Origin of the sequence: Paenibacillus sp. FSL R5-0701 (genome assembly GCF_037973995.1) — a bacterium.
In the GTDB taxonomy this organism is placed as follows: domain Bacteria; phylum Bacillota; class Bacilli; order Paenibacillales; family Paenibacillaceae; genus Paenibacillus.
Map to the genome: position 1 here is coordinate 5567089 of NZ_CP150230.1, position 12913 is coordinate 5580001.

Sequence of the window (12913 nt, forward strand, 5' to 3'; positions counted from 1 at the left end):
CCCTTACTTCCACTCCTTCATCTGAATTCTTCAACAGGTACATGACCTGCATCCTGTAATCGATGATGTTCCGAATCAAAATACGTACCTTCCAGCAGGCCGATCAATGTGTTGGTAATCCGCACTTCAATGTCGTTGTCTCCCGGACGCAACCAGGAGGCCTCTCCCTTCCACCGATACGGAGACCAGCATCTTACACCCAGGCTATGTCCGTTTACCCGCACTTCCACCACATCCTGCACACGCCAATCGCCAAATTCCAGTTCAAACGAGGCAACACCTTCCTCTGGTTCATCCAGCCAGAACGTGCGTTTATAACTCATTTCCCCGGCATAATGGGGATACAGAGGCTGAGGTTCAGGCCCGATACGAAGGGCCGTATCCGACTCTCGCACAAGCGAAACCATGCCTTCATGATGGAATTCCACACCGAATCTTCCCTGTAGATACAAGGGATCCACGATGCCATCCTCATCTTTCGTCACCTGCACAATCACCGTCATTTCGTTGAGACCGCTGTGCAGCAACTCCGTGATATCACAAGCGATGTTATTGTGGTCGGTTATTTCGATTGGATCGAATTGTTCTTTTTCAAGCAAATGCCCATTAATCTCCATCGACCAAATGCCTGAGATCGCCGCTCTGTCCATGAATAGAAGGCATGCAGGCAATACCGTTCTCAGCTCAAATGTGGTCGTATAACGGCACTCGATCGGGTAAGCAACGGAAGCCTTTTTCGGTGTGCCAAACACCTGATTAAACTGGACTGGCAGATGCTGCTGCTCCGATAATTCTGCCGCCTGATCAATAAACGGTTTCACAGCTATATGCTGGCTTTCCAGAATCACACCATTAGCATTGGAAGCCTGAAGATGGAATTGTCCCATTCGCAAAATGTTAGGCTGCACCGTTTCCAGTCGCCACGGCCCTTCTGAAGGGACCATGATCTTACGGGCCTGATTAGCTCCTGCCGATACATCCGCTCTGAACGTCGAACCCGTTTTGTCTGTTACATCCACCTTCGTTGGTACTGCCTCTTTCTTCGCAGCTTGTAAAGTAAGACGTACAGCATGCGCTTCATAAGGCGCCAGTGTTAGTGAAATGCACCATTCCCCGCCACTGCTCGTATATGGTAATGCCTGAAGCTGCCCTGTCTCCAGATCGAGTCGTTCTGCCACGAGACAAGTGTTCTCTGTCAGCTCCGTTCCATCCCACAGCTGTCTGGCGACCAGCTTTAATTGGCCCTTTAGGTCCTGCCCCTCCTGATTGGTCAAAAAAACCATATGCTCCCCATCGGACAATTGACGGGTGTGCATCAGCAGGGATGCACTTTCTTCCTCCATGATCCAGCAGATGGGTTCCGGCAATACCTGATCGAGCAGGAGGGAGATTAGCTCCAGCGAAAAGTCATCTCCCTGCCCCGTTCCTGCGGGTAGAAAATAGGCATTCCCCTCACCCTGATGCCACATGGTTTCACGGTTATCGTGATCTGTTGACCCGCTACGGCCCCAGTACACCTCTTGCGGCTGCTCGCCTGCACCAAAGAACTGGGCAGCTTCATCCCCCTCCGGACTTCCCGGCTGGATCGCAATATACGGAGGCATCCCAACAGAGATGACAGTTCCTCCCTGCCGAACAAATCGCTTCACCTGTTCCCAGGCCGCGGCCTCCAGATTCAGCATCGGTGGCAGAATCAGTACGTCATAACGGGCAACGCCGATCTGAATGATGCCATCCGTTAAGTCAGCTTCAGCCAACAATTCGGGGTCAAGGTGATCATAGTCACGTCTGTTTTCGAGCAGATGTGTCGTGATCCTCATCCAGTCCTTCGTTAGACGATCCAATTGTCCCCGTTCTGCTTCGTCTTCGCCGCTATACTCAAATCCATGCAGCGGATTACCCATCAGACTCCAGAATGTCGTTGTTGGGTCAAGCACGGCAATACGAATATCTGCTGCTCCGGTGCTCATGAGATAGCTCAACCGTCCGGTGTAATCCCCTAACTGCCGGAAATGCTTCCAGTATGGATTCTGTAAAAATTGAGATGGTGGTGCGTCATGCTTCGCAAGCCCACCAATCGTATAGAAAAAGGCGTGAAAGTTATAGAAATTGGTGCCCATGGCGGCCATACGATCAATCATCCACTTGGCATCCTGTAGCGTCATGGACCAGCCTACACTGTGAAAACATTCAATCAGATTGCGACTTCGGCCCAATTGCCGGGCAAGCGAACTGACCATCTTGGGATTGTCACGCATCTTTTGGCCGTATCGTTCCAGAATCCACGATAAGGATCGTCCGATTTTCTCATGTGCCGAATCACCACCCGGCATATGACTGAACAACTGGGTGGTCATCCGTACGCCAGGCACCTCTGCCGCGTACTGGATTCCTGCTTCCTCACACCAGTCATGCACCTGTTTGTGATAGGACTCCCTGAGAAGCAGATGCAGTGACTGATAATAGTCATACCGAATACGATGCGCGTCTGGAACATCACCATATAACAGCGCCGGTAGCGAATCGATCAGACTATAACCACAACGCTCGCTGAAATAACGGGGAAGCTGTTGCGACCAAGGGATACGACCTAGCGGTGCGATCTCATCCGAAAACATACCTTTGATTACGCTTTCAAATTGATCTCCAACCGCTGACTTATAACGCTCATGTGTCAGTTCAATAAAACGGCTCATCGCTTCCTTGTGGCAAGGATCAACAAAGTTGCCGTAATATTTGAAATCATCGATCTCTTTTTCCTGAAATATAATCAACTCCCAATCACCCACGGGAACATCCCACAGCAGACGAAACGCTGTTCGGTAGGTGAAGAACCGCTTGCGATTATACGAGGTGAGTCCGGTCTCCTGATACACTTGATCGGTCTGGATATTGCCGATTTTACCGCGCAAGTCAATGGATTCCTGCCACAACCGTTTGCCCTGTGCATCCTTGGGAATCGCCATGGCAACCAATACTCGTCCCCATGGCAACTCTAGATCCACAGCTTCTCCACCCTGAACCAACAACTGATGATGCACGAGCTGACGCTGCTTCGCTTCAGGGAAATCAAGGGTCACTTCCCCGCCGGCCATTCCACTCGGATAGGGATATTCGTCATATAACCATACCTGCATGCCGTGAGCAGCCGCCGCTTCCACTGCAACCCGCACCTTATCAAACCACGCTTCAGAGAGATAGGGAATCTGTAGTCCCTGACGCGGACAGATGAAGAATCCGCCTACACCTTGCGTGGCCATCTCAGCCACCTGCCGCTTAACCTGCTCTTCTTCCATATCCCCGTTCCAGAACCAAAAGGGATGGACCCTGTACTGCGCCTCGGGATTTTCAAAAGCATCCCCGTTCCACATGTCGCCTTCCTCCCTGCCTGTTCAAGAGTGGTGTCCAGCTTTACCAATACCGTTCATTTCAGTTCAAATAGGTTTGTTTTGTTTTGATTATACATAAAAAACCATATTCAGGAAGTCGTAAATTCCGACTACTTCAGTGCAGTGTACAGTTCATTGACTTCTTTCACATAATCGTCTCCGCCGTTGTTCTTCCACAGGGCAACAGCATCTTCGAATCCTTTCTCATCAATCTGACCTACGATATATTTGATGCGCGCATCATTAATGATATTGTCCAGCTGCGGTCCTTTCTGAGCATAAACATCAGAGATCAGCGGTTCGCCAGGATTGGCGATGACAATCTCTTCGTTGGCTTTCTGCACTTGTGCAACCTTTTCACGGACAGGTGTCTGTTGTACACGAAGCGTTCTGTCTTCCGGCACAAACATCAAAATCTGATTTAAGCCCTGCAGGTCGCGGAGCGCAAGCTTGTCAGTGCTCGGTACGATGTAGTCTTCTTTTTTCTCGTATTGCTTACCTTCCAGTCCGTTGTACAACAATGCCTGCAATTCCGGTTCATTCAGCTGATCCAGGAAGCTCAGTACCTTCTTCAAGTCTTCTTCCGTTTTGACACTGCTTTTGGAAATGGCAATCAGGCCGGAGTAGCCCGACGTTGGCATATCACGCAATCCCTTTGGACCTTCCATCGCTTGCAGCACGTCTACGCGCCCTGTCGCATTTGGGTCTTTATCCAGTATTTTCTGATCCATGCGCTGCGCATTATCTGCCACATCCACCATGACACCTGCTTGACCGTTTACAAATGGATCAGGCAGTTTGGTCGCATCCATCACGGCAAAGTCCTTGTTCACCAGACCTTCGCTATAGATTTGCCGGAAAAATTTCAGGGCTTCCATATATTCTGGTGTCTCATGCGCCGGGATCAGGCCTCCGCTGCCATCATCTCCCCATTTGTTCGGTGCACCGAACCATACCTGCATGTTATCCCACGGGCCCGTGAATTTGCTGGCAACCAGACCGTACGTATCATCCTTGCCGTTACCGTCTGGGTCATCCTTCGTGAACGCTTTCAATACATTGTAAAATTCGTCAATCGTCTTCGGCTCTTCCAGCCCCAACTTCTCCAGCCAATCTTTGCGGATTGTGACCCCATTACGTCCTAGGGCGCGTGCCCGGTAGATCCCATAGGTTTTGCCATCGATTGACGCATTGTTGGTGATGATTTCATTCATCTGGCTCAGATTCGGATAGTCTTTCAGATATGGACCAAGCTCCCAGAATGCTCCGGTTCGTGCCGCATTAATGAAACTTGGGGACTTCCCTAACACCACCATAATCTGAGGCAGTTTTCCCGAGGCCAATGTAATGTTGAATTTGTCTTCGTACGAGCTGCTCGGCACCCATTGCAGTTTCACATCCACCTTGGTCAATTCCTCAAGCTTCTGGATGACTGGGCTATTCTCCGGCGGATTCTCCGCTTCAAAGTTCGGCAGCATGATTGTAATCTGATCAGTGCCACCCGCAGCGGTTCCTGAACCTTCTTTGTCGGTGGAGCATGCGCCCAGAATTGTACTTAGTACCAGTGAAGCAGAGAGTAGCAGTGCACCTTTTTTGAATCCCGTTTTTTGTCCCATACGTTCTCCCCCTTGGCTTTAGCCTTTGATTGAACCTAACATGACACCTTTGGCAAAATGCTTCTGCAAAAACGGATACACCAGCAAAATCGGAATGGTACCCACAACGATCACCGCCATTTTGATCGACTGCTCTGGTGGCTGTACAAAATTGGGGTCCATGTTCGCCATATCTCCGACACTGGCCTGCGAGAGTAATACGATCTGTCTCAACATGACTTGCAGCGGCCATTTGTCACTGTCGGAAATGTACAGCAATGCCGAGAAAAAGTTGTTCCAGTGGCCTACGGCGTAGAACAAAGCAAACGTGGCGATGACCGGCTTGGATAAAGGCAGAACAATTCGCCACAGCACCCCAAGATCCGAACAGCCGTCGATGCGGGCCGCTTCCTCCAGCCCGGGCGGCATTTGTTGAAAAAAGTTTTTGACAACTATTAAGTTAAAAGCGCTGATCGCGCCAGGAAGCATAAGGGCCCAGTAAGAATCGAGCAGTCCCAGTCCACGAATAACGAGATACGTTGGAATCATGCCACCGCCGAATAACATCGAGAAAATCACCATGTTCATCATGACGTTACGGCCCCAGAAGTCACTTCTGGATAGTGGATAAGCCATCGTTAGGGTGAAGAACAGATTGACCAGTGTACCTGCCACCGTGATGAAAATGGAAACACCAATGCTGCGAAAGATCGTGGACGAGGAGAAAATATACTCATATGCACTGAAGGAAAACACCTTCGGAATGAGGAAAAAACTGCGTTCGGTGATCTCGGCTTCCGTTGCGAAAGAATTCCCTATAATATACAGGAAAGGAAGGACGGTTAATATGCCCAGAATCCCCAGCATGACGTAATTGAAGATATCAAATACCTTGCCGGCAGGGCTGTTGTATAGACGGCTGTTCATGGGCGCTCCTCCTTAATAAATTCCGGGGTGACCGAATTTTTTCGCAAGTTTATTACTGCCAAGCACCAGGATAATCCCCACCACAGACTTGAATAGTCCAACAGCGGTACTGTAACTGAATGCACCTTGCGTAATCCCCACCGTGTACACATACGTATCAAACACATCTGCGACATCCCGGTTGAGGGAGTTGGTCATCAGATAGATCTGCTCAAAACCGGTATCGAGGAAGTTCCCCAATCTGAGAATGAGCAAAATGACTATGGTCGTACGAATGGCGGGAAGCGTGATATGCCACATCCGCCGTAATCGTCCTGCGCCATCCACAATGGAGGCTTCATATTGTTCCGTATCGACACCTGCGAGGGCTGCCAAGAAAATGATTGTGCCCCAACCCATCTCCTTCCACATCATCTGCACAATAATGAGCGGGCGGAACGAACCCGGGCTGGAGAGTACATCAATAGGCTTGCCTGTAATCCAGGCGATCAGGTCGTATAACACCCCGCCCTGCGGGGTCAGGAACACGTACGTGATACTGGCGATAATCACCATGGATACAAAATGGGGTACATAGACCAGCGTTTGAATCGTTCTTTTGAAGAAAGCGACCCGAATTTCATTTAATAACAAAGCGATAATGATTGGTGCCGGGAAAAAGAAGATGAGATCATACAGGGCAAGGACCAGCGTATTACGTAATAGTCGGAAGAAGTCCGGATTGGAGAAAAAGTTCGTAAAGTTCTCTAGCCCCACCCAGTTACTCTCCCGGATGCCCAGGAAAGGCTGGTAGTCCTGAAAGGCAATGATGATCCCCCACATGGGCAAGTATTTAAAGATGACAAAGTACAAAAAGCCGGGAAGCACAAGCACATATAACCACTTGTTTCGTTTGATCTGCCTCTTCCAATTGGACTCCTGTTTTAATGGTCTTGTTGTCATATCCGCTTGAGCAGTTGCAGTGGCGTTGGTATTCCAGTCCGTCTTCCCGTTCATCATGTCTCCCCTCCCTCAACTATGTAAGCGTTATCAATTAACCTGATACTCAGCCTATACAGCCGATCTTTTTCCGGCAACCTTCATTTTTTGCATTGCTACGACATGATGGCCGAAAAGCCCGCTATAACGCCATTTTCACAAGAAACTGAACATAACGTAGCAGGTAGAATTGCACATTTTTGCGGGTTTATCCTTCTTTGTATCACGGTAAAAAAAGAAACAACCGGCATCCGCTAAAGCTGAATGCCGGGCTGAAATGACAAAGATTTAAAAGGTTATTGTCCAAACCATTGATCGCGATACTGACTCGGGGTAACTCCCTCCTGTTTCTTGAAGATCCGATTAAAATAACTATGCTGATATCCCACAGCCGCCGCAACATCATTGATTTTCATCGTTGTCTCCCGTAACAATTGCTTCGCCGCATCCATTCTCACACGTGTCAGATAATCAATAAAATTGATGCCCGATACCTGTTTGAAAGCCTTACTCAGTGCATAGGGTGTCATCTGCTCCTCGTCAGCACAGTTTTCCAGCGAAATGTCGCTGCGGTAATGTGTATCGATATACAACATCGTTCGTTCCACCACCAGCTTCAGCGGTTCCTGCGATCGGACTTCAACCTCTTGTATATACGGTATGAACACCTCATTCATCATCCATTGCCTCATCTGTACAGGTTCACGAATACCGGATAGTTGCTCATACATGTTGTAACCACCAAACAGCTTATAAGGTGTGACCCCCGTTTGCAGCATCATGTGCTGAATGCTACCGAGCAATTGAAGCATCATCTGTTGCACCTGAAATTCGGTACTACCCATCCGCGTAATTTCACTCATGAATTGTTCCAGCACACGTTCGGCTTCGGCTCGTTTGCCCAGCCTGACCGCCTGTAACAACTCCCGTTCCAGCCCAAGCGGATAGGAAGCTGCTTCATTTCTGCGGAAACACTCCTCATCCTCCAGATCGAGAATCTGACTTCCTTCCTCCACACTGCGATAAGCCACGGCCTGTTCCATCTCGACGAATCGTCCGGGCAGTTCCTGAAGTGAAGCTGCCGGGCGACTGACCATCAAGGTCACCTTCATTTTGAGCGTACGTCCAATGACTTCCACCAGTTCCTGTCCCCATAACAGCGCTTGTGACTTCACAGGTTCGTCCTGAGGAGCAATCACAAGCATGGCGGAAGACAGGTCATGAAAGTTCATGACACTGATCTGTCTGAAATAATTTTTCGCCACTTCCTGTGTAATATTCACTGCTGCAAAGGTGACTAATCCCGTGTCCTGGCTTCCAAATCTGCCTTGCAGCTGCTCGTACCCCGTAAAATACATCTGCACCAGCAGATACTGCTGACCCTCCAGCTCAAATCCGAGATGACGCATCCGCTGCTGAAGATCCTGCTCGTTATAGGCATATAGATGGCCCTGTACAAGTTGTAAGACAAAACTGTCGCGCAGATGGGGAAGCTGCTCCTGCAATTGGCGATGTGCCGTGACACTCCGGGAGGTCAGTTCGTTCCACTGTTGCTCCAGCAGCTCAAACTCGTCCAGCTTGGCATCCGTTGGTGTTGTTTCATTTCTGCCAGGCGTAAGCAGATGCAGCATCCGTGCTACAGGCGAATAGATGCGGCGGGAAGCAAACCAGGATAACAATAATCCCAGGATGAGACTGCCTGCACTGGCAATAACGATGATTTTGGATACCAGTTTTACTGGCGAAGTGACTGAGGTCAAAGGTGCTGCGGAGACGTAAGTCCAGTCTGAATCGATCCGGCTCAATGAACCGTATGAGACAGAATAGGTCTGATCCTCATATCGGAACAGGAATGAGCGGCTGCCCGCATGCTGGGCTACTTCTTCTTTTAGCTGCTGCTCAAAAGCAGAAGTCTCTCCCGGCGTTCCCGGATTCCCGGTAACCAGTGTGTTTCCTTCCTGATCCATAAGGAACGTTAAACCTTCGTCATACGGAGTAAGCGTTTTCAATAAACTGGCGACTTTCTCGTTATCCAGCGTGATGATCAGTGCACCAAACGGATTAATGCTCTCCCCCGGTATCTTATGTACTAGAACAAGTGCATTGCCTGCATCCGTATGCAGTGGACTATCGTTGGTCGAAGGTTCGATATCTCTGTTGATGCTGGAAACCCAATCTGTCCAGTACACGTGGTTCCCCATGGAAAGGTATCGATCATAGGCTTGTACCCTGGCTTCATCATTCAATTCGGTATAATCCCGATTAAACAAGATTGGCTTCGGCTCCTGTAAATACAGCTGTGCTGACTTGATCAGTGGATGGGAACCTTGTAACACGTATAAGGTAGTCACAATCTCCTGTGTTTCATTAAAATAATACACAAAATCCAGCGTTCGCAGTGCATTGCCAAACCTCGGCTCAAAAGCCCAATGGGATAAGTTCATCTCCAGATAAGCCAGCTGGTCATCCACATTGCGTGCCCGGTTCTCGATCTGGTTCTGATGCATCTGATTGAACTCGGTTTCCATCCGGCCAACAACCTGTTGATACATGACGATACCTGTGATTAGTCCGGGAATGCTGGCAATGAGTAAAATAAGCATGAGGCTGTTTCGATAAAATCGTCCTTTATGCCTTCCAGCCTTCAAATCGGATAACCGCTTGAATCTGCCAAATATTCGATCGCTCCTAGTCGGTTCCATCGCTGCTCACCTGCCTGCTTGCATCGGGTCTGACTGTCATGGAAACTTCCTCAACTCCCCTGAGAATATATGGATGAAATCCTTTTCTTGTATTATACGCACAATCCTCAGGTGAATGAAACGATCTGTAACCGATCATTTTTTTAACCAATGTTTTATTAACATGACAAAATGGATTACAATGAGATATAGCAAACATGAAGGAGGCCTTTTTAATGAAAGAACAGACTTATTTTGAACAAAATAGAGAAAAACACCTGGCAGAACTGAATGAATGGTTGTCCATTCCAAGTATCTCTGCCATTTCAGAGCATAAAGAGGATATTAATCGTGCAGCACAATGGGCAGCAGATGCACTCACACGTGCAGGCATGGAAAACGTTGAGGTCATTCAAACGGCTGGACATCCGATTGTCTATGCAGATCACCTGCATGCACCCGGCAAACCAACGGCTCTGATCTATGGACACTATGATGTACAACCTGTTGATCCGCTTAACCTGTGGGAGACGCCTCCGTTCGAACCTACCGTTCGTGATGGCAAGCTGTATGCCCGCGGCGCGACGGATGACAAAGGACAGATCTTCCTACATATCAAGGCAGTTGAAGCCATTCTCGCCGAAAACAAGGAACTTCCAGTTAATATCAAGTTCTGTATCGAAGGTGAAGAGGAAATCTCCAGCCCGAACCTGCCCATCTATCTGAATGAACATACAGACAAGCTGCGTGCAGACATGGTACTGATCTCGGATACGTCCCTGCTTGAAAAAGGAAAACCGGCAATCTCCACTGGCCTGCGCGGCCTATGTTCCATGCATGTGGATCTGAACACAGCCAATACCGACTTGCACTCCGGTTCATTTGGCGGCGGCGTACCGAACGCACTGCACGCACTCGTATCCCTGCTCGCTTCGTTGCATGATGAGCAAGGTCGTGTAAGCGTAGATGGTTTCTATGACGGCGTACTGCCACTGTCTCCTGAGATGAGAGAAGAATTTGTGAAACAGGGCTTCAATGAAGAACAGCTTCGTCAAGACCTCGGGCTGGAGCAATTGTACGGCGAAGAAGGTTACTCGTTCGTGGAACGTGTTGGCGCTCGTCCAACATTGGAATTGAACGGCGTATGGGGTGGTTTCCAAGGCGAAGGTAGCAAAACGGTTATTCCAAAGGAAGCTCATGCCAAAATCACCTGCCGCCTCGTGGCGGATCAAGATCCACAACATGTATTGGATCGTATCGAAGCACATCTGCGCGCTCACGTTCAACCGGGTACAACGCTGCATGTGAAACAGATCGAGAAAGCTTTTGCTTTCAATACCGATCCTTCGAATCCAATTCTGCAAAAAGCGGCAGATGCGTATGAGCACGTGTATGGCGTTCGTGCCCTCTTTACCAAAGATGGCGGCTCCATTCCGATTGTTGAGAAACTCTCACGTGTTCTCGAAATCCCTGCTGTCATGATGGGCTTTGGCTTGCCTGATGAGAATCTGCATGCACCAAACGAGCACTTCAACCTGGAGAACTTTGATAAAGGGTTGTTGACGATTGTTCAGTTCTTGAAGAGTTTGTAATCATCGTGTTTAAAACCAGTTCATGAGAGCGTGCTGAGTGGACGTTCCGGGGCCGAATCGTTCTTTAGATCGCTGTTATCGTCTGATTTTTTGGATTCCCCTTCTCAAAGGGTAAAATCCGACGATAAAGGCGAACGCTCCGCTTCTTCAGAATCGATTTCGTCCCCTCCACTACGTTGCAGCTTCTCGCATGACTGATTTTAAAGATTGAGCCTAACTATTGATTGGTTAGTGTAATGGGGAAAACAAAGAACGGCCTTCGGGTCGTTTTTTTGTTATTTATTTTGTTTCTTTATTCTTTGTTCTTTGGTTCTTTGGTGAAATTGTAGTTTTTTTTCATGGTCTCTTTTTATGATGGAGACGATGGAGACTTACTTTTAAATGGGTTAGTGTATTAGTGATAACAACATGGCAGCCCTATAGGACGTTTCTTGATTTTGTCTCGATCATTACGTACAGCTTGCTTTATCATGGCTGCTTCGAAGGATTGAGTCTCACTTTGATGGGTTAGTGTGATAGATTACCTTAACGATGGGCTACTGAACACTTTTTCGATTTTTTTCTCGATAACTTCGTTATCGTTGTTCCTATGACTGATTTTATAGACGGGGTCTCGGTTTTAATGGTTTAGTATATTAGAGATAACATAAGCGACCTTATAGTCCTTTTTTTTTGATTCGGTCTCCTTCACTAGGTTTCAGGCTCTTACCGTGGTTGCTTTATTGTGACTGGTTTTTGACGACGATTAATTTTTAAGGATTTGTGATAGAGACAAGACAAGCGGTGCCTTTTGAAGCTTTGGTTGAAACGATTGATATTTAGAATGCACCCTTATGGAGTATGTTGCGGATCGGGTAACGAAGATGTTGATAGCTAAAGGGGTTTTGTGGAGGGGAGGATCTTTAGGGATTCCTGCGTTTTGACTTGCTTATGTTCGGCGACTTCGGCGCGGGGCTTTTGCCATGAGTGTTTACCTGCTGTTATGCCCCAGCAAGCTAATCCAAAATGATGAGGTGAATGTTGTGTCTGCTTCTCACCTGACCAAAAATGCGTTGGCTCACTCGCTTAAATCACTGATGGAGCACACCCCGCTGAACAAGATTACAGTCAAACATCTGGTTGACCATTGCTGCGTGAACCGGCAAACCTTTTATTATCATTTTCAGGATATTTACGCACTACTTGGGTGGATCTATCAGACTGAAGCGGTGGAGAGTCTTACGGCGTACCGAAGCTACAGCACATGGACGGACGGATTCAATAAATTTTTTTGTTACATCGAGAACAACAAAACGTTCTGCTGCAACACGCTCAACTCGCTCGGGCGCACCCACTTGGATGTATACCTCTATGAAGTAACTCATGATCTGATCATGGGTGTTATTGATGAGCTGGCCTGTGGGATTAAGGTCCGCAGTGAAGACAAAGAGTTTGTCGCCAACTTCTATACCCTGGCCTTTACTGGGCTGATCATTCAGTGGATGAGAGGCGACATGCAAGAACCGCCAAAACAGATTATTGAGAAGCTCAGCGAGCTGATCGAAGGGAATGTCCTGAGGGCACTGCACAAGTATGAGAATAAGCTGCCATCTGATTAGGATGCGCGGCTTTTTTCGTATGTGATCTAAGCCTAGGTTTTAGACACCTTTCCAAAAGTGACCAAAAACTGGACACTCCCTTTCTTTTGATCATACCTTACGGGACCTGCAAGGTTTACATTAGGGATGTGATTACAGTAACTTTTGGAGGCG

General features: G+C 48.2%; 7 protein-coding genes. 2 read left to right on the top strand and 5 right to left on the bottom strand.

Annotated elements, in window-relative coordinates; genetic code table 11:
* Positions 1-17: 17 nt before the first annotated feature.
* The 5 genes from MKZ13_RS24605 to MKZ13_RS24625 all read right to left on the bottom strand — a co-directional run bounded on the left by MKZ13_RS24605 (position 18) and on the right by MKZ13_RS24625 (position 9492).
* Positions 18-3371 carry a glycosyl hydrolase gene (locus MKZ13_RS24605; protein WP_339178941.1) on the bottom strand — a complete coding sequence of 1118 codons (3354 nt, stop codon included), beginning with the start codon at positions 3369-3371 and terminating at the stop codon, positions 18-20.
* A 128-nt stretch (positions 3372-3499) separates the two neighbouring features.
* Positions 3500-5005: an extracellular solute-binding protein gene (locus tag MKZ13_RS24610; protein ID WP_339178944.1), complete on the bottom strand. Its 1506-nt coding sequence runs from the start codon at positions 5003-5005 to the stop codon at positions 3500-3502.
* Positions 5006-5023: 18 nt separating this feature from the next.
* Positions 5024-5911: a carbohydrate ABC transporter permease gene (locus MKZ13_RS24615; RefSeq protein WP_017692544.1), complete on the bottom strand. Its 888-nt coding sequence runs from the start codon at positions 5909-5911 to the stop codon at positions 5024-5026.
* 12 nt (positions 5912-5923) lie between these two features.
* The gene (locus MKZ13_RS24620; RefSeq protein WP_339185447.1) at positions 5924-6853 is read right to left on the bottom strand and encodes a sugar ABC transporter permease; all 930 of its coding nucleotides are present in this window, start codon (positions 6851-6853) and stop codon (positions 5924-5926) included.
* A gap of 332 nt (positions 6854-7185) precedes the next feature.
* Positions 7186-9492, bottom strand: a complete 2307-nt coding sequence (locus MKZ13_RS24625) for an AraC family transcriptional regulator (RefSeq protein WP_339178948.1) — start codon at positions 9490-9492, stop codon at positions 7186-7188.
* A 314-nt stretch (positions 9493-9806) separates the two neighbouring features.
* Between MKZ13_RS24625 and MKZ13_RS24630 the strand changes: the two genes are divergently transcribed.
* Positions 9807-11162 carry a dipeptidase gene (locus MKZ13_RS24630; protein WP_339178951.1) on the top strand — a complete coding sequence of 452 codons (1356 nt, stop codon included), beginning with the start codon at positions 9807-9809 and terminating at the stop codon, positions 11160-11162.
* A gap of 962 nt (positions 11163-12124) precedes the next feature.
* Positions 12125-12760, top strand: coding sequence for a TetR-like C-terminal domain-containing protein (locus tag MKZ13_RS24635; RefSeq protein WP_339178955.1), 636 nt, complete (start codon positions 12125-12127; stop codon positions 12758-12760).
* Positions 12761-12913 lie beyond the last annotated feature (153 nt).

Bases quoted from the DNA above. Each gene is read 5' to 3' on its own strand.
- MKZ13_RS24605 (WP_339178941.1), bottom strand. From the start codon at position 3,371: ATGTGGAACGGGGATGCTTTTGAAAATCCCGAGGCGCAGTACAGGGTC.
- MKZ13_RS24610 (WP_339178944.1), bottom strand. From the start codon at position 5,005: ATGGGACAAAAAACGGGATTCAAAAAAGGTGCACTGCTACTCTCTGCT.
- MKZ13_RS24615 (WP_017692544.1), bottom strand. From the start codon at position 5,911: ATGAACAGCCGTCTATACAACAGCCCTGCCGGCAAGGTATTTGATATC.
- MKZ13_RS24620 (WP_339185447.1), bottom strand. From the start codon at position 6,853: ATGACAACAAGACCATTAAAACAGGAGTCCAATTGGAAGAGGCAGATC.
- MKZ13_RS24625 (WP_339178948.1), bottom strand. From the start codon at position 9,492: ATGCTTATTTTACTCATTGCCAGCATTCCCGGACTAATCACAGGTATC.
- MKZ13_RS24630 (WP_339178951.1), top strand. From the start codon at position 9,807: ATGAAAGAACAGACTTATTTTGAACAAAATAGAGAAAAACACCTGGCA.
- MKZ13_RS24635 (WP_339178955.1), top strand. From the start codon at position 12,125: ATGAGTGTTTACCTGCTGTTATGCCCCAGCAAGCTAATCCAAAATGAT.